Raw genomic sequence first — 21,626 nt, 5'->3', positions numbered from 1 at the left:
CTTATTGGGTGATGGAAATGGCGGTGCCGTCGGTGAGCTTGTGTTGCCCGCCGGTTACCACGCGGTCGGTTTCGTTGATGCCGGAAGTAATTTCGATCTGGTTATCGGTGAGTTGTCCTAGACTAACTTTCCTTTTCAGCGCGATTTTGCGGTCGGGGTCGGCCACGAAAACGTAGCTCTGGTTGTCGAGGTCGCGCAAAACGGCCTCGGTAGGCAGTACCAGCGCTTTTTTAGATTGGTTGGAGGCCAATGTTACCTCGGCGATCATGCCGGGGCGGATCAGCAGTTTGGGGTTTTGGAGGGCTATTTTAATGGTAAATGCCCGGGAAGCCGCGTCGGCCGCGGAACCTACCTCGATTACTTTTCCTGTAAATGTCTCGCTCAGTGACGAAACCAGGACTTTGGCTTCCTGCCCGAGTTTGATATTGTGCAATTCACTTTCGGGGATATACGCGTTCACTTTCACCGTGCGGATGTCCGACACGACGAACAGCGGCGTACCCACGCCGACGATCTCACCTACTTCCGCCATCTTTTTCAGCATGACGCCGCTGATCGGGGCAAACAGCTTCGTATCCGATAAGTTTTTCGCGTGGAGCTTCTCCTGTGCGCGGGCCTGCTGCAAGCCGAAGCCGACTTTGGCAAAATCGCTTTCACTGAGGCTGCGGCGGTCGTGCATCACTTTTAGGCGGTCGTATTCGTCCTGTACCTGAGCTACTTGCACATCGGCTATTTCCTTGGCAATGCTGTAATTACCGGGGTCCAGGCTCGATAGCAGCTGGCCTTGCTTCACGAGCTGGCCTTCTGCGGCGGCGATGTAATTGATCTTTCCGCCCACCATAAAACCGAGGCGCACCGTTTTGTTGCCCTCGATGTTGCCGCTGACGGAGATCTGGTTGTTGGCGGAAATGTTCTGCGCCTGCCGGGTTACGACCGGTAGCGGCTTTTCAACGGATTTGGCCTGATCGGCGGGTTTGTTACAGCCCGCGAGCGCAGCCATAGTGAGAATGAGATAGATAGGATTGCTTTTCATAAGAATGGACGACCGTTAGGTTTAATATCCTGGTGCAAAATTGGCCCCGATTGATGGCAATGCTTTTGATCTAAATCAAAAAGTAACCTAATATTGAAAAAATGTCAAACTTTTCCAGCTCTGATCCGGCTTAACGTCTCCTGCGTGATGCCCAGGTACGACGCAATATGCCCCAACGGGACGCGAAGCATGATGTCGGGGAATTTTTCGAGCATGGAATTATACCGCTCCTGTGCCGATTGAAACTGGATCGAATACAGCTTGTCCGAAAATGTCTTCACCGCATTGATCATTACCAAACGGCTCAGTTTCTGCAATGCCAGGGAACCATCGATGTACTTTTCGAGATCCTGATAAACGATCGTACGTACGACGCTGTTTTCAAGAATTTCGGCGCCATAAGGGGAGGGGTTATTGAAAAACACACTTTCAATCGATACAAAGAAAGTGGCTTCGGGTATGAACGAATGGGTAATGTCTTTGCCGTCCTTGATATAAAAGGTCCGCGCGATGCCCTTTTCCAGGTAAAACACTTTTTGGGAAAAATTATGGGGCGGCAATAGCTGATGGCCTTTGGCCAGCTCTTCCGTCTTGAATGCCGCCATAGCCAGCGTTTCCAGTTCCGGAGATAATGATATGTGTTGTTTTACAAATTGAAGCAGTTCCATACGCGTATAGGCCCGGTCGGCCGCCAGGACACGCCTAACATAACTATTTCAAATCAATTATAAGCAATGCGACGCCGGATTTAGGCCGGCTTTCCCCGGGTTTAAAGCCAAACCCGCCTCACATGTAGTGGGTTACACGGGCTATTCGATGCATTATAGTTTTGAATTATCAAACGACTACTACACGTGCTATTATCCATTCAGCTCTATTCCTTTTTATTATGAATTCCATCGGTACGCTCGATTATTCCCTTTCCCCAAACCAGCAATCGGCCCTCCCGGCGCAGCTCTCGGTGCATTTCATGGGAAGAACGCTTAGGATCCACGCAGAGCAAATCTCATTTCTCGAAGGCGATGGCAATTACACCTACGTATACACCTGTGCGGGCAGGAAATACCTGATCTGCAAAACGCTGAAATGGCTGGCCTGCAAGCTCGATACTAACTTCATACGCGTGCACAAGTCGTTCCTTGTAAACGCCGATTACGTGATCGGCTGCGCGGAAGACGGCCGCGTCCTTAAAATGCGCTGCGGCAACGAAGCCGTCGTGAGCCGTCGCAAAACAAAGGAAATTATCGGCATTTTCGGGGAGCGTATGCAGCGCATCAGCGCGTAAGCAAGCTTTTCTCGCCAACCATTTTGACCAATGCTTCCGAGATTTTCGCATGCCCTGACGCTTTGATGTGCCCGTCGACCGGGTAGTAATCCTGTGCTTGGAGGAGCTCGTCGGTATGCAGGAAAAACAGATGCCCGTCGCCGCTTCGCTGCGCTTCCGCTTCAAACGCGCGGATCATTTCGGGGCGGGTATAGCGGCCGTCGAGATGCATGACCACGATATTGCCTTTGTAAAACTTCCGGATCTTGGCGAGCGATTTGAAAAAGTACTCCGCCTGGGGCTTCGTTTCGGCAGGCGTTTTGATATCCGGCGGCGTCACGACGTCGAGCTGCCTGCCTCCCAGCCATGACGACAATGCGCCGCCGATCTCGCGGAACACCTGTACCGGGCTCGTCCAGATCCGTTTGAGCAGATCCTTTTCCCGCACGAAAAAATAGGTGTAGCGCATCGGGTAATAGGTTTCGTTGATGCGGTTGAAAGTCGCGGTATTTTCAAATGTTTTTGGTGTCAGCTGCTGAGGGTCGTTGCGGGGCTCGTTGCGTGCTTCGTTTTCCTCGAAATCGTTATCGCAATATTGCAACACCACCAGCCTCACGGAATCCCGTTTCATTTTAGAGAAAAGCAGCATTTCGCGGTAGGTACCGTAGGATGAAATCCCGGCGTTCAGCGTTTTGACGCCCAGTTTCCGGCCCGTAAGGTCGGCGTAGGTCTGATCTTCGTCCACGCCCCAGCCCATGGTGAAGGAATCGCCGAGGAACACCAGCTCGGGGTTATCGAGGGAGCTTTCGTTATCTCGTACGCCGAAGCTGTTGATTTTGAATGTATTGCTGTATTCCAGGCTCGAATGCACCCCTTCGCTGTTGGGCCGGAGCACGTAGCCGAGGTCGGGCGAGTAGCTGGCAAAATGCCGGTTGAACTGGATCACGTCGCGGTAGTTGATCCATTTTCCGAGTACACCCACCTCGTGTCTCTCGGTATGCTGATTGACCGCGATCGTATGCCGGATGTAAAAATAGGAGGCCATTTCGGCGAGTGCCGGAATCAGCAGCGCCGTCCAGAAAGGCATTTTGAGCAGCCGGGTAACCGACCAGCAAAAGAGCACAAATGCAATGGGAACGAGTGCTTTGAAAAGCAGGATCGTCCAAACGAAGTGTGTGAATAGTTGCCATCGGTACACTGTGATGGCCAGGAGCAGATAGCCTGAAAATACGGCAATTGCCCCGATTTGTCTTTGCGTCATAGAATCACTGTAAGGATTTAGGTGCGGCAAGATAACCGCTTACTCAAAATCTAGACACACAAAACGACCGGAATATTCACGTTATTCTCTTATTTTTTTATAAAATATTTATAATTAATTGATAATCTGACAGGTAGGAGTATCAAAAAGTAAAAAACGGGTTACACTTTCGCATAACCCGTTTCCGTGTAGTAGTATGTACTGAAATTACTTCAAAGCCTCGCGGATAGCGGCACCGGCTTGAAGGAGCGCTCCCTGAACGGCAGGGACATTGGCCAGTGGGTTCAGCAGGCCGTAGTCGTGGATCAGGCCCTGGTATCTTGCCAATGTGGTTTTAACGCCGGCGGCTTCCAGTTTGCGGGCATATGCTTCGCCTTCGTCGCGGAGAACGTCATTTTCAGCGGTTTGCACCAGGGCAGGAGGCAGGCCTTGCAGCTGTTCCGTGGTCGCTTGCAATGGGGAAGCGTAGCGGTGTTTTCTTTCTTCGGGATCGGTGGTGTAGTTATCCCAGAACCATTTCATCATGTTTTTGGTCAGGAAGCGGCCTTCGGCAAACTGGTTGTACGAAACGGTTTCGAAGTTGGCGTCGGTTACCGGCCAGAGGAGCACCTGCAATTTGATTTCAGGGCCATTGTTGTCTTTGGCTTTCAAGGCCGTAACGGCAGCCATGTCGCCGCCCACGCTGTTACCGGCCACTACCAGCCTGCTGCCGTCGACGTTGATCTCGTCGCCATGTTCGGCCACCCATTTGGTTGCCGCATATATTTCATTGATAGCCACGGGATATTTCGCTTCGGGTGATGGAGTGTAGTTCACGAAAACCGCTGCTGCGCCTGAATACACCACGAGGTCGCGGACAATGCGTTTGTGGGTAGGAAAATCGCCAAGTACCCAGCCACCGCCGTGAATGAAGATGAACACCGGCAGTTTTTCGGTGGCACCTGCTGGTTTTACGATATCGAGTTTGACGGTAAGGCCGTCCTGGGTAATGGTTTTTTCGCTGGTTTCGATGCCCGACAAATCCACCTCTACGGAATTTTGAGCGCCTACGAGCACGTTACGTGCGTCTGCGGGTGAAAGTTGTTCCAGCGGGGTACCGCCTCCCGAGTTCAGGGCGTTGAGGAAAGTTTTTACATCTTCAAAAATAGCAGGGTCGTTGGCTGGGTCGATGATATTCAGAGTTTCCATGATCTTAAAAGGTTTTTGAGATTTAATATTTGTTTTGCCTTGTTGCGATTGATTTGATATGACAAAACTAGACCAGCGGGAAACCGGAAACATTAACCTAGGTTAAGAAAGGTGGGAAATTGAAAAAAAGTTTGACAGGTTGAAACAGATCAGGCGTCTCCCAGCCGCTTCACAATCCAGGGCAGCGTCAATCCCTGCCCAATCAGTGTAAACAGCACCACAGCTACCGAAATGAAGATAATCGCGTCGCGGAGCGGGAAGGGCGTGCCGTCGTGCAGGTGCGTGGGAAGACCGATGGCGATGGCGAGTGAGACGATGCCGCGCATGCCCGACCAGCTGATGATGAGGCTGTTCTTGAAATCGAGCAACGCATTTTCGCTGATCCTGCCGCGACCGCTTTCGAAGCCTTTTTGGAGGTTGGCCCGTTGCCAGAACACGCGCACCATACGGAGTATGAGCGCGATAATGGTGATAATCAATGCATAACCGATATAGGGAAGGAGCTGATCGCTGCTGATGTTTTTGATCACGTACGGGAATTGCAGTCCTATAAGGATAAATATGAGTCCGTTGAGCAGGAAAATGATGATCTCCCAGATGGTTTTGGATTGCTGTTTGAGGCGGTCGGGGAAAATCTTCTTGCTAAAATCGGCGATACCGAGGCCGAGGATCACGACCGCGATCACGCCCGATACTTCGAGCTCTTCCGCCACCCGGTAGGCCACGAAGGGCATCAGAAGCATCATGCCGATGGTCGCCTGCGCATTGTTGTGGATGCGCATAATAATGAAGCCCAGTATCCGCCCGATGACCAGCCCAACGATCGCGCCGCCTAGCGGCAATACGGCAAATTCGGCGGAGGCTTGCCAGAATACGAATGCGGAGCCGGTTACCGCTGCTACCGAAAACCGGTACGCAACCAATGCAGACGCATCGTTCACCAAACTTTCACCTTCCAGAATGGTATTGGTTTTGGAAGAAAGGCCAAGGCCTTTGGTAATGCTCATGGCGGCAACGGCGTCGGTGGCAGACAATATGGATCCCAGGACGAATGCCAGCGGCCAGGTCATGCCGGGAATGAGGTAGTACGACACCGCCGCAATGCCGGATGCTGTGATGAATACAAGCGAAATGGCGAGCGTGCTGATGGTGTTGATATTGGTCCTGAAATCCTGAAAGTTGATATTGAAGGCAGCATCATATAGTAAGGGAGGCAGGAATATCAGGAACACCACTTCCGGATTGAGCTCGATGACGGGTAACGCGGGAATGAACCCGATGGCGATCCCAGCCGTAATTAGCAACACAGGATAGGGTATCCTGACGCTATCGGCCATAGCGGAAAGGCCGATCATGATAGCCATAATAAAGATGACGATACTGTAATTCTCCATAATACTGAATTTCTGGGGCTGACGACGCTCGGGTCTGTCGTTTCAAATCTAAGGATGATTGGGAAAAATCAAGGCTACCGGGCCAAAAATCAGGCCTGTCGGTTTTGTTCTATTTTGAGGGACGGACGGCGTCTAGTTTTGCTTTAAACTAAAACAAACAAAACAATGATAGCTATTACAGGAGCAAACGGAAACCTCGGGAAAGCCACCCTTTCATTTTTATTGAAAAAAACGCAGCCGGAAAACATCGTCGCGATCGTGCGTGACGCTGACAAACTCAGCGACTATGCAGGCTCAGGCATACACATCCATGTGGCCGATTATGAAAACCAGGAGTCGTTGGAGCAAGCGCTGACCGGCGTGCACCGGTTATTGCAAATCTCGGCCTCGGCCACGGGCATCCGTGCGATGGCGCAGGAAACGCGCGTGGTACATGCGGCGGTGAAATGCGGTGTGAAGGAAGTCGTTTACACCAGCACGCTTTTTCCGGAAGAGTCGGCACATTTCCATGCGGCACACATTTGCCGGAATACCGAGGCGCTGATCCGCCAGAGCGGGATGCGCTACGTCTTTTTCCGCAACAGCATGTACCATGAAACCATTCCGCTGTTCATCGGCGAAGCCATGGGCGACGGCCGGATTTTCTATCCATCGGGCACCGGACGTGTGAGTTTCGCCTCACGAAAGGATATTGCCGAGGCATTGGCCAATGTGCTCACCGGACCCGCATTCGACAATTCCACGCACGATATTACCGGGTCGGAAACGTTCAGTTTTGCGGATGTCGCATTGAAATTGAAGGACATTGCGGGCTATCAGGAAGCTGCGCATACCGACATTTCGCCGGAAGATTACCGCAAAGGCCTGCTCGGTTTCGGATTGGATGAAGAGGAGGCCGGTTTTTACGCCAGTATGGCCGACAGTATCCGGGCAGGGGAATTTGACAAGACGCATCCTTCCCTCGAAGGGTTCCTGGGCCGCAAACCGCTTGGTGTTCAGGAATATCTGCGGGGATTGTTTTGAAAAAATCGGTAACTTGCCTCACAACTCAATAGCCATGAAATACCACCAGATCCAGCCGCCGCCGCATTTGCAGGACTATGTCCGATACTATTGGGCACTCGAAAGTTCGGGGCGGCCCGACGAGCAGGTGCATTTCGTGACCATCGCCGATGGCTCTCCGGGGATCATTTTCCAGCAAGCGCCGGGGGCATTCTTTCAGGAGGGAAAGGAATTGTCGTCGGTATTCCTGTACGGGCAATCGACCGCGCACACCCGCATCGTGTCGCCCGCCACTTTCAGCACTATTGGCGTTTATTTCTATCCGCACGCCCTGAAATCCATTTTCGGCATAGATTCCAACGAGCTGACCGACGACTGCCTCGATCTGGACCTTTTCCTGAACGGCAAGCAACTGATGGAAAGGTTAGAGAACGCCGCCGATGTGAAAGCCAAGGCCCATATCCTTTCCGAATGCCTCTGGGAGCAGATTTGCCGCAACGATCACATGCTGCAATCCGCCACGCGGTACGCATTGCAGCGCATTATCCAGTCGCAGGGTGGTGTTTCCATGAAAGACCTCCGGCTTGAACTGCAAGTATCGGAGCGCACGCTCGAAAGGCGTTTTCAGGAAGGCATCGGCCTGTCGCCCATGCTATTTGCACGGATATGCCGTTTCCAGGCCTCGCTCAACCAGCTCCGCAGCCAGTCGTACGACAAACTTTCCGACATCGCCTTTGAGCAGGAATATGCCGACCAGTCGCATTTCATCCGCAATTTCAAAGAGTTTACCGGCCTCACGCCGTTTCAATTCAGGAAGCGCATCCAGGAGACCGTGGAGAATTTCCCGGTGCTGGTTCAGTCGTAGGCGATAAAAAAGTGGGCACCAAAGCCGGCGCCCACTTTTACATTACCACAACAATAATCTATTTTTTGACGATTTTTTTGGTCAGTACGTTTTGGTCGGACACCACGCGGAGAATGTAGATTCCTGGTGTTGAGTTTTTAATGTCCACTTCCATTTCGGGCTGCTTCTTGAACGATTTGTTGAATATCGCCTTGCCGTCGGTGGCCACCACTTCCACCTTACCCGAAGGAATACCGTTGAGTTTCACGCGGAAGAGGCCGGTGCCCGGGTTGGGGTACACGGCATTTTCGGGGAGTTCGCTTGTATTTTCGTCGCTAACCGGCATCGGATAGGTAACAACCGCCCGCTCAACAGGGCGTAGTCTGGCAGCATAGTCGTTGGTACAACCCGCCACGTAGCCGCGGAATTGCGAATCCCTCGTTGCAGTGAAGCCTGTTGTCATCACCACTTCTTCACCTGCATGGTATATTGCATGAGCATTGGAATCCAATGTATTAGAGAGTGTAATGGCCGATGACGCCTGCTCCGTCACAGATGCGAAACTGTTGACAGGAGAAACAATGTTCCGTGTCGCCACACATTCTTTCAGCCCGGTGACGACGATCGAAAAGTTCTGTCCTGGGCCGATTGACCCTTTATGATTGACGGTAAGCGTGTAGACCTGCCCGGCAATGGGGTTTGGGATTTCAACCTTTTCAATATTGTCGCGGTTGTTATCGCCTTGCAATGCTGGGTTTGCCCTGGCGCTGGTTTTCCCGTTCGACCAGTCGAGTTTCCATGGGAAATAGGTGGTACTGTTCGCGGAAAGCCGAAGGTCAAGGTCATTTACGAGAACCGGTGCGGGGTCGTTATTTGCTCTAATCGGACCTGCTGGGTCGGTCCACGAGATTGTGGCAACAAGTGGTTCAGAGCCGTCAGCAACAATTTCCCGCGAATAGGAATAGCCGCTAAGGATTTTATCCTCGGATATCAGGGACTTACCACCGTTGTTGGTAATGGTGTTTGCTGCTTTTTCCACGTCCATTAAACCCCAGCCAAAAGTAACGTCGGGCCCGGGATTAGGTCCGGCCTCCTTTGCCGAATTGGCAATCAACGCTTTCATTGTGGCTCCACGCATAAATCGTGAATTGATGTTGGTGAAATGCTGTTGGAGCAGAAGTATAGACCCCACGATCGCTGGTGATGCGAAAGATGTTCCATCACCAGCGGCGTAAGAATTGCTGCTGGGAACTGTCGATCCTGTCCCGGATACATATGCCGATGTAGAATACACATTGACTCCCTTAGCGGAAATATCAGGCTTGATGCGACCGTCATCTGAGGGGCCTGGTGTTGTTGCCCACGTTCCACCTGGGATATACATTCCGACAACTGAACTCGGCCCGGTATAGGTATTGACTTGCTCCACTGCTGCGACAGAAATCCCGTTCTTCCACTGCGCATTCACATCATAATAGGTTCGATTTCCACCGGACCAAACCGATAGGTAGTAGGGGGCATTATACATAACCGCATCGATGTCGTGTGCTACATCATTATAGTCGCCTGATTCATAGTATGAGTGATTAGAAGCGAGCAGGCCATTACTCGCAACGGCTGCTATGCGGTTCATCACACCTGTGTAATTTGACGCATAGATATGCACATTCGATTTTGGAGCAATTCCTCGGGCTTTCCCGGACTGGAATTGACCGGAAGCTGCAATGGTACCTGCTGTATGCGTTGTATGAGAGTCGACGATTCTTGGAATCGTGTCCATATAGAGTACTCTACCCTCGAAAGCTTCGTGCGTAGCACGAATATCATTCTCAAAAATAGCAGCGGTCATACTTTCCCCGTTCACATTCAGGCCTAGTGAACCGCCAGTATAAAGCTTGTCTGCTCCCATCATTTTGGATGATCCCGCGTTGAGGGGCTCCTGATACAAGGGTTTCATATCAGAAGTTACGTCGATTAGCTCTTTCTTTCTTCCATCGGGAAGATCGATGGAAACTGGCCAACCATGAATTTTAGCAAGTTGCAATAACTTTTTCCTTTTAAGCTCATACTTAATCCTGAACTCTTCTCCCATCTTTCGAAGTACATCAACGTTCGTTGATTTCTGTATTTCCTTTATTTCTTCCTCGGTTTGGCCAAATGCTGCTAATGACGCAAAAAGAAATAGGAGAGCTATCTTAAATTTGATTGATCTCATAATTCAACTATTAAAGTTTAAGAGAAGTTCGACTTTATTTTTTTTCAACCGGACGCTCCGTTGCTCTCTTGAACTCATCGAATTGTTGTTGAAGGTCTTGTAGCTTTTTATTTTGTTCAATCAGATACAAGGTTAGCTCTTCAATTTTTTCCTGCTGTATCTTCGCAATTTCGCCCAGGCTTAACCCTTCCTCTTCCACCGTTTTAGCCGATGGTACATTTGGTAGGTGTCCATTTTCTTGAATGTACTTTTCAACCTCCAAAATCCCTTTCAATTTGTATCCATGTTGAAAAACATAGTCTGCCCAGCCGGTTCTCACGCGGACTTCATCTGTTAGTATCCCACCTTTCACAAATAATTTGTAGGCACTTACATCCGCAGTTCCAACAGTCGTAGGGAATGTCGAAGTACTCACGCCTACCTTGCCGTTAAATACAAGCGTGCTATTTGCAAAGTCACCCTTAATAAGTGGATTAGGCGTGTTGGAATTGGATATATAAAGTTTATTACTGCCTGTTTCAGCAGATCCGGCAGCTGTACCGATAAATATGTTGTTGCTGCCGGTCACGTTTCCTGATCCCGCATTGATTCCGAGCGCAACATTAGATTCACCCGTTGTATTGCTGAAACCAGCATTATTGCCCAGGAATAGGTTTGAATTACCCGTTGTATTATTATATCCTGCCTGCAATCCCATAAATACATTCCAGAAACCGGTTGAATTGAACTTTCCGGACAGGTTACCGATAAAAGTATTAAATCCCCCGGTAGTAGTGGTATAGCCTGCATGGTATCCTACAAATGTATTGGAGGATCCGGTAGTGTTACTGAAACCGCTATATGCGCCCGCAAATGTGTTTAGCTTTCCCGTTGTGTTGACAGGCCCGCTGTATGCGCCAAAAAACGAGTTCTTTGCTTCGGTGTTTACGGCTCCCGCATTGTAGCCTACGTAGGTCCCTTCACTCCCTCCTGTTCCCGCACCCGAACCATCATAAGTTACCGTCCCTGAGAAACTTTGCGTGCGTGCATTGCGCGACGTGTCTGGGGAAACTGTTTGTGCATTGACTGAAATGGAGGTAAAAGATAGCAAAAGGGCTGCCGCCATCAGCGACGATTGTACTGATTTTTTCATTGTACATGAATTGTGAATTTTCCCTACTCTGTTACAGGTTTTTCGGGGAGCACCTCAATGTTTGAATGGAATTACAAACCTGTCGGAAGAAGCATACGCTCTCCGGCTGAGTTTGACAGAAATGAAAATGTGCAGTAAAATCTGAGATGCTTAAAGGCGCAGCAATATAGAGCGGATTTTTGAATATCTACAAATGGATTTTTGAAAAATAATGTAAATACATTTCTATTATTTTTTTGATGGAAATAAGTAGATAAAACGTGTAGTATCTATTTGTAGGGGGTTGTTCAGAGGATACTTTTTGTAGATATTGATTTTAAATTATGGAGTGAAAGTAATCATTGGCTGAGCAGATTTCCATTTAAATAGCGCCGAAACCGGATGGTGATCTGAAAGCGGCAGGCCACTACTATTGTAAAACGATTGCTTTTCCAAAACATAGCCGAAAGGCTCCAAGTGAATAGATTCGCTGCTGCGAAATAGTATTTTGTCGATTGTTTCGGTGGAATCGCTAATGGAAAGAATATCATTGGGAGGTAAGTCTTCCTTTGCTTTCGGAATGATACCGTTGCAATGCAACCGAATCCAGGTATCAACAAGCTCATTCTCCTTCAACAACCAATCCACATTATCCTGCCCGAAACTATACCTTCCATTCAAATCACCCATCACGATTACGGCATTGCCGAGGGAATGTTGGCGAATATAGGCCGATAGCTGTTCCATGTTGTGGCGGCGTGCGAGCGTGGCACGGGGGTGGTTGTACGCGTTCGCGTGTACGTTGTAGAAGTCGATAAAGCGGTTAGGGGCGATTTCGATGCGTGTATAGGTGAAACCTTTGGGCGTGAAGCAATCCGCGCCGGTGCAGTCCGTCCATGCGATGCGGCGGAGCTGCTTGACCGGGAATTTGGAGAGGGTATTGAGTCCGTCGCCCGTCATCACAGCCCCTTTGGTAGGCGTGCGGAAGGGGTGCGTGTTGCCGGTGTGGTATAGGTATTGGTTGTAATTGAAATCCTCCTGCACGTGCGCGATGTCGAAGCGGTTGAGCAGGCGGCCTATGGCTGAAATGCTCTCTTTTCGGGGCGTGGCGGCGCTACAAATGAGTTGGGGAAGACCCGCGATGTTGTAGGTAATGACGGAGAAACTACCGGCATTAGCCGAATCCGAAGCCCATCGGGTCGGACGGACGCCGGAGTGTTCGGTCATTTCGCGGACGGCGGGTGTGGCTTCAATGAGGAAGAAGAGGATAAAAAGCCAGGAAACGGATTTCAGGAACCTGTGTTTGTGAAGCGGTAAATGCGACGCCATAATGTGCCGGTTGGTATGCCCAAAACTACGGGTGGCGTATGGTCAGGGTAATTCCAAATTGTTAAGAAACCATTATTTTTCAGTAGAATAGGGCTTTTTATACTGGAATCGCATGGTTGCAACACTAACTTCGCGCCAGTTTTATTTTTTAACAGTGATAACCTATTCCATGACCCGTTTTTTGAACAGAATCGTTTTCGCAGCTGCGTGCCTTTTGCTCGTCTTAGCAAGTCCCGCGTTTTCTCAGTCCATTCCCAAAAAGTCTTTCCTCGTTTGCGGCGATAGCAAGGTTTTGCTCGTGGATTATACCAAGTCGAGAGACAGCATTCCCGAAATCATATGGTCCTGGGATGCGCATCAGGCGATGGATTTGCCGGAACATTTCCGAACGAAACTGTTCAACACGATGGACGATTGCAAAGCCGTCCGAGGCGGCAGGCAGCTGCTCGTATCGTCGTCCAGTGGAGCGATCGCATTGTTGAATATGAAAGATAAGAAGGTGCTTTTCCATGCCAGCGTTCCCAATGCGCATTCCATCGAGCTGCTGCCGGGCGACCTTATTGCCGCGGCGGCATCCGTACAGCCGGCAGGGAACAAACTCATGCTTTTTTCTCTGAAACAGCCTGACAAACCGCTGTATACCGACAGCCTTTACTCCGCGCACGGTGTGGTGTGGAATGCAAAGCGGCAAAGCCTTTTCGCATTGGGCTACGATGTGCTGCGAGAGTACAAAATTGTTTCCGGGAATGGCCTCAAAATGGTGGCGAAATGGACGATACCCGGCATTGGCGGCCACGAATTGCAGCCGGCTGGCGCCTCGGGCGATTTGTTTGTGACCGAGCACCATGGAACCTGGCTGTTCAGCCTTGCTACGCAGCAGTTTGCCAAAATCCCGGGGTTTCCGGATGCGGAGAATGTTAAAAGTCTGGGCCGCGACGCCTCCGGGCAATACATTTATACCATTCCCGAGGAAAGCTGGTGGACATATCATGTCAAATTCCACGAGCCCGCGCGCAAGTTCGCGTTCCCGGACATGCACGTGTATAAGGCGCGATGGTTTGGCAACGGGCTGTGACGCGACCGCCTGTTTTTAAATAATTGTTATGAAAATGGCATTCCCGGCTTGGTGAATGCCATTTCAGCGGATATTTGCGGGTAAATGCCGGCACCAACCAGATATTCAAACCGCCGGAATACCATTCATGAAAGCATTTTCCCGACTCTCAATTCCTCTTTTTGCCCTTTTGCCCTGGGCTGTTTCCGCCCAGAACAGCAACGATAACCCGCTGTCGCGCGCGCATTCGCACAACGATTACATGCAGGCTGCGCCGTTTTCACTGGCCTACCAACATCAGTTCGGCTCGGTAGAGGCCGATGTGCATTTCCGCAACGATACGCTTTTTGTCGCGCATGATTCCAAGGACATCAGCGCCGACCGCACATTCGACAAGCTGTATTTACAGCAGATTATCAAGAAAGTCAGCCAAAACGAGGGAAGCATCTATAAGGATAAAAGCCGGGTAATGACCTTGCTTGTCGACCTTAAAACCTCCTCGCAACCTACCTTGCAGGCATTGGTGAAGGCATTGGCGCCGCATGAGGCATTATTGGCTCCGAAGGGTTCCGTGAAGGTGGTCGTGAGCGGCAATACGCCCGGGCCGGACCAGTTTGGGCAATATCCAGCCTACATTTTCTTCGATGGCCGTCCGGGTGTAAACTATACCGCCGCGCAGGCCGCCAGGGTTGGGATGATCAGTCAGGATTTTCACAAATATTCGCAATGGAACGGAAAGGGTATTCCGGTTGAAAAAGACCGCAAGGCACTTGTGGAAGCGATTGCAAACGCACATACTCTAGGCAAGCCGTTCCGTTTCTGGGCCAGTCCCGATAACATCAACGCCTGGAAAGTGCTGATGAACCTCGGCGCGGATTATATCAATACCGACCACGTGGCCGAGCTGGGTACATTCCTGAGCGGCCGCAAGAATGCCGAGTACCAATCCACGGAGTTTTACAAGCCCTATCAACCTACCTATAAAAACAACGACGCGCTTGGCAAGGTGAAGAATATCATCCTGCTCATTGGCGACGGGATGGGCCTGGCGCAGATTTATTCGGGCCTTACCGCCAACCGCGGGGACCTCAATCTCGGCCGGTTCCTGAATATCGGTTTTTCCAAAACGGCTTCTTACGATAACTATATCACCGATTCCGCCGCAGGTGCAACGGCATTTGCAACAGGCCATAAAACCCGCAACCGCGCTATCGGAGTCGATTCTAACCTGGTACCGGTGAATTCTATTATTCGTCAGGTGAAAGCTACGGGCCGGAAAGCCGCGTTGATCTCCGCGGGCGATATTACCGACGCCACTCCCGCCTGCTTTTACGCGCACCGCCCGGAGCGGAGCCAGATGGAGGAGATCGCAACGGATTACCTCAAAGAACCTGTGGATGTGCTCATCGGCGGCGGTTACAGCCATTTTGCCAAAACAAAAACCGCCGATTCGCTCAAAGCACGCGGTTTTCAGGTGTCCGACAACTGGAATGACCTGGCCGGTATGAAAACGCCTTTCGTGCTGCTCGACGACAAGCATGTGGTATCGGTGCAGAAAGGCCGGGGGGATTTCCTCAAAGATTCATTTCAAAAAGCGCTGCAATCGCTGCAATCGAACCCGAAAGGCTTCTTCATGATGGCCGAAGGAGCGCAGGTGGATTACGGCGGCCACGCAAACATTGTGCCTTACGTGGTTACCGAAATGCTGGATTTTGATAAACTGGTAGGAGAGGCGCTCCGCTTCGCCGACTCCAATGGCGAAACGCTCGTGATCGTCACCGCCGACCACGAAACCGGCGGCCTCACACTTCTGGACGGTAACCTCAAAACCGGCTACGTCGACGGCCAGTTCAGCACCACCGACCACACGGGCATTATGGTACCCGTATTCGCCTACGGCCCGCATTCGCTGGATTTCCGAGGAGTGTACGAGAATACGGAGATTTATCGGAAGATGAGGGAGGTTTTGAAGTAGGGAGGAAGGGGAGGAAGGAGGAAGGAGGAAGGGGAGGAAAGGGAGGATGGAGGAAGGGATCGCACTAGCACTACATCTGACAATGCCTGACTATACTTGACAAAACCGAGTCGCTCCTCCTTCCTCCTTCCTCCCCTTCCTCCATTCCCCCCCCCCCCCCTTCCCTTTTTAAAAACATTTAATAACCATATTTTCCTATTTGATCCGTTTTGATGTTTACATTTGTGCAAATCTGCCATGTATTCCATTGAAGATAGACGCGTTACATAATGAAACGGAGTTGCTGACTGATATTGCAGCCGGTAGCGAAAAGGCATTTGCCACGCTGTTTCATTGGTACCGTGATAAGGTCTATTCCGCCGCATTCCGGCTCACCCATTCCAGTTTTCTGGCCGAGGAGGTTGTTCAGGATGTATTCCTGAAATTGTGGGTAAAAAGGGAAGCATTGCGGGAAATCGCCGGCTTCGAGGATTACCTCTTCATCATGACCCGCAACCACGTTTTTTCCGCCCTCAAACGAATGGCCCGGCAGCAACAGCTCGTCGACGACCTTCAACTCGAACTGCCCGCGGGGGAAAATACGACTTACAACCGTCTGCTCGATCTCGAAATCGCGGAAATCGTCCATCAGGCGGTAGAGCTATTGCCTGCGCAGCAAAAACAGGTTTACCTGATGAGCAAGGAGCAGGAATTGAAGCGTGACGAAATCGCGAAAAAGCTCCGTATTTCTTCCGAAACCGTCAAAACGCATCTCGCCCGCGCATTGCGCCACATCCGAGCGTACAGCAAATTGAAGCTCGAAATCTCGATTTCCTGGCTGCTGTTTTTCTTGGTAAAATAATTTTTAAACTTTTTTTTATCGCATTGTCCCCCGAAACTGTCCGGCGGGAGTCTTTACGGGTGAAGGTCGGCAAAAGCCGTCCGTAATCCTGACTACCTATGCAAAACCGACGACTGGACGACTTGTTTTTCCGGTATTGTGAGAAAAAAATAACCGACGAGGAGCGGGAGGAACTGATGGCCATGCTGCTTTCCGACGATAACCGTGCGCAGATCAACGGGCTGATTGACCAGTTTATCCGCAGCGACGGTACGAAGCATACGTTGTCCGACGAAACGGCCGAGGACATCCTGAGTTCGATATTTTCGGCGACGGGCTTGCAAGGCGGAGATGCGGACACAGGGCAAGCGCCCGCCGCCAACCAGCAAGAGCCCCGCGCTGCCCGTCCGATGTGGCTGTTCAGGCTCGCGGCGGCTTCGGTTGTGCTTTTTCTGGTGTATGGCGGCTACCGTTGGGTCAACAGGCGGAAGGCTGTGCCTCAGGTGGCGGTTATGCATAGCGTATACGGGGATGACGCCCCTGCGGGAGGTAATAGGGCAAGCCTCACCCTCGCCGACGGCCGGACCTACGATTTGAACACCATCACCGAGCGAAACCTGCTGGTGCAACCGGGTACGACGATCGATAAATCGAAAGGGGAGGTGATATATGGTAAAAATAGCGCCAATGATGGCGCTGTGGCCTACAATGTGCTTAAAACGCCGCTCGGAGGGCAGTATAAGATCGTGCTGCCGGATGGCTCCCGTGCCTGGCTCAATGCCGGATCGAGCTTAAAATATCCTACCGCTTTTAAGGGCAGCAGACGGGATGTGGAAATGACAGGCGAAGTGTATTTTGAAATAGAACCCGACAAAACCAGGCCGTTCCTGGTGCGCGTAGCGGATAAGAACCGGAATGGTAAGGATATGGAAATCACCGTATTGGGTACGCATTTCAATATCAGCTCCTATGGCGACGAGCCTACGATGCAAACGACCCTGCTCGAAGGTTCCGTGCGTGTGAAAAAGGATGAAGTGATCAAAGTGCTTACTCCGGGCCAGCAGGCGCGAGTAATATCGGGCGAACCGGTGCATGATATTGCCGTTAAAACGGTTGATACCGAGAGTGTTGTGGCGTGGAAGGAGGGGCGGTTCGAGTTCAACGGCAATATCCGTGAGATCATGCGGCAGATTTCGCGCTGGTATGATGTGGATGTGAAATATGAGGGGAATGTGGAGCGAAAGTCATTTGCCGGGACAATCTCCCGCAAAAACAACGTATCGGAAGTGCTGAAAATGCTCGAAATGACGGGCGGCATCCAGTTCCGGATCGACGACAGGAAAATTACCGTGAAAAATACAGATTGAATACCTTCAACTTAAAACTTCCCCTGACATGAGCCTCCTGAACTCCTCCTGAGCTGCTTACCGGAAAGGATGATGAGGAAAAAAGACCGGATGCGTTGCGACCGCACCCGGCCCGACCTGATCAGTCCTGCTATCATTGGACAACGATACATTCACTTTAACCAGGCATACAAAACTATGAAATTTGTATACAAGGGCAAAACTGCCCTGTGGGGAGCGTATATACTTATCCGTTCTCGATGGGAGCTATATGCCGTAAAACACCGAACCGACTTTGGCAAAGTCCTCCTGACGATGAAATTAACCGTGTTGATATTCCTGATTGGTACACTGCAGGTGCTGGCCGAAGACACATTCGCCCAGCAGGTATCGATCAAAAAGAAGGACGCAACTTTACTGGAAGTGCTCAGGACCGTCAGGAAACAAACGGGCTTCCTGTTCATTTGCGACCTCGAAATGCTGGATCAGGCCGAAAAGGTCAATATCAATGTGACGAACGCGCCTTTGAAGGAGGTGCTGGATGCTTGCTTTGCCGGGCAGCCACTGACCTACAATATTATTGACAAGACCATTATCGTCAAGAAAAAACGCGAGCCGGCCCGGAAGCCGAAGGAGCAGGCGAGCCTGAAAGAGCCGTTCTCTTTCACGTCTGATCCTGTTTTGAAGGAAAAAATGACCGAACTGATGCGTAAGAAGGTCAATCTGCAGACGATCTTCGATATCAGCGTCACGGGTAAGGTATCCGATGAAAAGGGCGAGCCGCTTGCGGGTGTGAATGTGATCCAGAAAGGTACTCAGCGCGGTACTTCCACCAACGAGCAGGGCGTGTTTAATATCGATATTACAGACGCCGACGCGGTGCTGACGTTCTCTTTTGTCGGATTTATGTCGCAGGAAGTGATTGTAGGCCGTAGGAGCCAGATCGACGTGACCCTGAAAATCGACAATAAGGCATTGGAAGAGGTGGTCGTAGTCGGATATGGTACGCAGAAACGTTCGGATCTGACCGGCTCGGTATCATCGGTGAAATCGGAGGAGATCAAAAACCTGCCCGTACGGAGTGTGAATGAGGCATTGCAGGGCCGCGCGGCGGGGGTGCAGGTGACGCGCCCGGATGGTTCGCCAGGCGGCAGCTCCGACATCGTGATCCGCGGGGTGGGGTCTATCGGCGGCATGGCGCCGCTGTACATTGTGGACGGTATCCGGATGTCGGCCGGGAATAACTTCAACTTGCAGGATGTGGAATCCATCGAGATTCTGAAAGATGCGAGTGCGGCTGCGATTTACGGCGCCCAGGCAGCCGGCGGTGTGGTATTGGTCACGACGAAGCGCGGCGTGGCGGGTTCGGATAAGATGAATATCAATTTCAATGCCTATTATGGCGTGCGGAAGCCGGTGAACCTGTATTCGATGCTGAATACCCCGGATTATATCAAAGCCAAGGCCGCTTCCGGCGTGAATACCAGCGGCTGGGGAGACCCGAACACGCTGCCCGACAACAACTGGATCGATCAGATTTACCAGAATGGCAGCGACCAGAGCTATTCGCTGTCGCTTTCGGGAGCGACACCCAAGACCAATTATTACCTCTCGGCCAACTACCAGCGCGAAGGCGGCACCATCATCGACAACTGGTTTGAGCGATACGGTATCCGTTCGAATGCGGATTTCAAGATCAACAACCAGTTGAAAGTGGGAGAGACGCTCTACGGATGGAGTACCCGCAACAACCCCGTGCAAACCAGCACATTCCCCTTCCGCTCGGCGCCGGTGATTCCCGTTTACGACCCGACCAATCCAGTGGGCGGCTGGGCCAAGACCGGTACTTTCTTCACCGGGCCCAACCTGGTGGCCAACGAGCTGATTAACCACGCGAAGAACAACCAGTATGCATTGGAAGGAAATGTTTACCTCGATTGGGAAATAATCAAAGGCCTGAACTTCCGCTCCACATTCGGCGCGTCGATTTACGCGTTGAACAACTACAAATTCACGGAAGCTTACGATTTTGGAACGCTTAAAAATGTGAATGCATTCCTGAGCCGCGACCAGAGCAATACCCGGAATTTTACGGGCAACTTCGTGCTCACTTATGCCAAAACCTTCGGGCGGCACGAGATCAAGGCCATGGCAGGTTATGAAGCGTATCAGTCGAACCTGAGCAACCTGCACGGTGAAGCACAGGGTTTTCAGGTGATCACCTATAACCTGGGCATGACCACCAACCCGAGTACCTATAAAACCAGCGGCGGCGAGTTCCCGCAAACGCGGCTGCTTTCGCAGTTCGGACGGATCAACTATACATTTGCCGACAAATACCTCTTTACTGCCAACGTACGCCGCGATGGTTCCGACCGCTTCGGTCCGGCCAATAAATGGGGCGTGTTCCCATCCTTCTCCGTGGGCTGGAAAGTGAGCGAGGAGGCCTTCGTACGGGACAATTTTGCACAGGTTTCGAACCTGAAAATCCGCGGGAGCTATGGTAAACTGGGCAGTACCAGCAGCATTCAGCAATACACCTATCAGGCGTCGTTCGGTGGCAGTGGCGGCACCAATATCCTCGGTTTGCCCAACGGCGACCGCTCGAAAGGCTATGCTTTGACAGCCCAGCTGCCCAACCAGAATATCAAATGGGAGCAGGTGAACCAAACCGACATCGGTATCGACCTGGGCCTGTTCAAGAATGCGTTGAATATCACCGCCGACTGGTACAGCCGCCAGACGCAGGATATGATTTACCAGGTGCCGGTGCCGGTTTCGGCAGGTTTCTACGGTTCGAGTGTGTATACCAACATCGGTCAGATGAGCAACAAAGGACTTGAACTGGCCGTGGATTACCGGGGTAAGGTGAAAGATTTTACCTACTCTGTGAGTGCCAATGCGGCATTCAACAAAAACCTGGTGAAACAGCTGAGCGGTACCAACAACAACCCGATCAACGACGGCGCGGCAGGCGATTACCTCGAAAGCACCGTCACGCGTACGCAGGCAGGCAAGCCGCTGAGCCAGTTTTACGGCTACATTGTGGAGGGCCTGTTCCAGACGGATTCGGAAGTAGCCGCATTGAACCAGAGCGCACAGGAAGCGGCGGCTGCGGCAGGGAAGCCCACCACCGGCGTGTTCTTCCAGAATGCAGGGACCGGCGCGGGCGATTTGAAATTCCGTGATACGAACGGCGACGGCCGCATTACCATCGATGATAAAACCTACATCGGTAACCCGTGGCCGAAGATCACTTACGGTTTCTCGCTGAATCTCGGCTGGAAAGGCATTGACTTGCAGGCGATGTTCCAGGGCGTGCAGGGGGTAGATGTTTTCAATGGAAACAAATATTACACCCAGTTCTTCGTCGGCGATTACAATACGACCAACGACATTTTCAAGACCTCGTTTTTCAATGGAAACGGCCTCACCGACCAGCCTCGCGTGGGCACGAAGGACGCGTCGGGCAACTACGTGCGCGACCCGAACTCGAACTACACGCGTATTTCCTCTTTTGTGGTCGAAAACGGCTCATTCCTGAAACTGCGTAACCTGCAAGTAGGCTACACTTTGCCTTCTGCGCTGGTTAAGCAATGGAAAATGAGCGGCTTGCGGGTTTATTTCCAGGCTCAGAACCTGTTCACGTTTACCGGCTACTCGGGACTTGACCCGGAAGTGCTTGGCCGCAACGGTACCACCGCCCGCGGGCTCGACACAATTTATTCGTACCCGCGCACGAGATTGGTTTCCATGGGTATCGACCTGAATTTCTAACGACTTAAACAGC

General features: G+C 51.4%; 16 protein-coding genes. 8 read left to right on the top strand and 8 right to left on the bottom strand.

From position 1 onward, the window contains the following. Nucleotide 1: 1 nt before the first annotated feature. Both CLV60_RS28675 and CLV60_RS28670 read right to left on the bottom strand, forming a co-directional pair. Nucleotides 2-1,033 carry an efflux RND transporter periplasmic adaptor subunit gene (locus tag CLV60_RS28675; protein WP_106598841.1) on the bottom strand — a complete coding sequence of 344 codons (1,032 nt, stop codon included), beginning with the start codon at nucleotides 1,031-1,033 and terminating at the stop codon, nucleotides 2-4. Nucleotides 1,034-1,137: 104 nt separating this feature from the next. Then, nucleotides 1,138-1,701: a Crp/Fnr family transcriptional regulator gene (locus tag CLV60_RS28670; RefSeq protein WP_146151610.1), complete on the bottom strand. Its 564-nt coding sequence runs from the start codon at nucleotides 1,699-1,701 to the stop codon at nucleotides 1,138-1,140. A 221-nt stretch (nucleotides 1,702-1,922) separates the two neighbouring features. On the opposite strand from CLV60_RS28670, the gene CLV60_RS28665 reads away from it, so the two are divergent. Then, nucleotides 1,923-2,318, top strand: coding sequence for a LytR/AlgR family response regulator transcription factor (locus CLV60_RS28665; protein ID WP_229211173.1), 396 nt, complete (start codon nucleotides 1,923-1,925; stop codon nucleotides 2,316-2,318). Here CLV60_RS28665 and CLV60_RS28660 read toward each other — a convergent pair. The 3 genes from CLV60_RS28660 to CLV60_RS28650 all read right to left on the bottom strand — a co-directional run bounded on the left by CLV60_RS28660 (nucleotide 2,308) and on the right by CLV60_RS28650 (nucleotide 6,140). Then, on the bottom strand, nucleotides 2,308-3,558 hold the full coding sequence (locus tag CLV60_RS28660; RefSeq protein WP_106598839.1) for an SGNH/GDSL hydrolase family protein: 1,251 nt from the start codon (nucleotides 3,556-3,558) through the stop codon (nucleotides 2,308-2,310). The genes CLV60_RS28665 and CLV60_RS28660 overlap by 11 nt on opposite strands. A 207-nt stretch (nucleotides 3,559-3,765) precedes the next feature. Next, nucleotides 3,766-4,746, bottom strand: coding sequence for an alpha/beta hydrolase (locus tag CLV60_RS28655; RefSeq protein ID WP_106598838.1), 981 nt, complete (start codon nucleotides 4,744-4,746; stop codon nucleotides 3,766-3,768). A 149-nt stretch (nucleotides 4,747-4,895) separates the two neighbouring features. Further along, complete coding sequence (locus CLV60_RS28650) at nucleotides 4,896-6,140, bottom strand: Na+/H+ antiporter (protein ID WP_106598837.1); 1,245 nt, start codon at nucleotides 6,138-6,140, stop codon at nucleotides 4,896-4,898. A gap of 165 nt (nucleotides 6,141-6,305) precedes the next feature. Between CLV60_RS28650 and CLV60_RS28645 the strand changes: the two genes are divergently transcribed. Then, nucleotides 6,306-7,163, top strand: a complete 858-nt coding sequence (locus CLV60_RS28645; protein ID WP_106598836.1) for an NAD(P)H-binding protein — start codon at nucleotides 6,306-6,308, stop codon at nucleotides 7,161-7,163. A 34-nt stretch (nucleotides 7,164-7,197) separates the two neighbouring features. After that, nucleotides 7,198-8,007 (top strand): AraC family transcriptional regulator, encoded by an 810-nt coding sequence (locus CLV60_RS28640; protein WP_106598835.1) that lies wholly within the window; start codon nucleotides 7,198-7,200, stop codon nucleotides 8,005-8,007. Between the two features lie 58 nt (nucleotides 8,008-8,065). Here the strand turns inward: CLV60_RS28640 and CLV60_RS28635 are convergent, their stop codons facing one another. The 3 genes from CLV60_RS28635 to CLV60_RS28625 form a co-directional block, all read right to left on the bottom strand. Then, complete coding sequence (locus CLV60_RS28635) at nucleotides 8,066-9,943, bottom strand: S8 family peptidase (protein ID WP_170118889.1); 1,878 nt, start codon at nucleotides 9,941-9,943, stop codon at nucleotides 8,066-8,068. A gap of 292 nt (nucleotides 9,944-10,235) precedes the next feature. Continuing rightward, nucleotides 10,236-11,333 carry a hypothetical protein gene (locus tag CLV60_RS28630; protein ID WP_106598833.1) on the bottom strand — a complete coding sequence of 366 codons (1,098 nt, stop codon included), beginning with the start codon at nucleotides 11,331-11,333 and terminating at the stop codon, nucleotides 10,236-10,238. Nucleotides 11,334-11,654: 321 nt separating this feature from the next. Continuing rightward, nucleotides 11,655-12,641, bottom strand: a complete 987-nt coding sequence (locus CLV60_RS28625) for an exonuclease/endonuclease/phosphatase family protein (RefSeq protein ID WP_106598832.1) — start codon at nucleotides 12,639-12,641, stop codon at nucleotides 11,655-11,657. 169 nt (nucleotides 12,642-12,810) lie between these two features. Between CLV60_RS28625 and CLV60_RS28620 the strand changes: the two genes are divergently transcribed. From CLV60_RS28620 to CLV60_RS28600, 5 genes are all read left to right on the top strand, one after another. Next, a complete protein-coding gene (locus CLV60_RS28620) occupies nucleotides 12,811-13,716 on the top strand; it encodes a DUF6528 family protein (RefSeq protein ID WP_106598831.1) in 906 nt (301 codons plus the stop codon). A 127-nt stretch (nucleotides 13,717-13,843) separates the two neighbouring features. After that, on the top strand, nucleotides 13,844-15,670 hold the full coding sequence (locus tag CLV60_RS28615) for an alkaline phosphatase (RefSeq protein ID WP_106598830.1): 1,827 nt from the start codon (nucleotides 13,844-13,846) through the stop codon (nucleotides 15,668-15,670). 247 nt (nucleotides 15,671-15,917) lie between these two features. Continuing rightward, entirely contained in the window at nucleotides 15,918-16,511 is a 594-nt protein-coding gene (locus tag CLV60_RS28610; protein WP_106598829.1) for an RNA polymerase sigma factor, read from the top strand. Between the two features lie 98 nt (nucleotides 16,512-16,609). Continuing rightward, complete coding sequence (locus CLV60_RS28605; RefSeq protein ID WP_106598828.1) at nucleotides 16,610-17,857, top strand: FecR family protein; 1,248 nt, start codon at nucleotides 16,610-16,612, stop codon at nucleotides 17,855-17,857. 177 nt (nucleotides 17,858-18,034) lie between these two features. Continuing rightward, nucleotides 18,035-21,613 (top strand): TonB-dependent receptor, encoded by a 3,579-nt coding sequence (locus CLV60_RS28600; RefSeq protein ID WP_229211172.1) that lies wholly within the window; start codon nucleotides 18,035-18,037, stop codon nucleotides 21,611-21,613. Nucleotides 21,614-21,626 lie beyond the last annotated feature (13 nt).

This window comes from Dyadobacter jiangsuensis (assembly GCF_003014695.1).
Taxonomy (GTDB): Bacteria; Bacteroidota; Bacteroidia; order Cytophagales; family Spirosomataceae; genus Dyadobacter; species Dyadobacter jiangsuensis.
The sequence above is the reverse complement of the archived record's forward strand: the minus strand, read 5'-3'. Positions and strand labels throughout refer to the sequence as shown.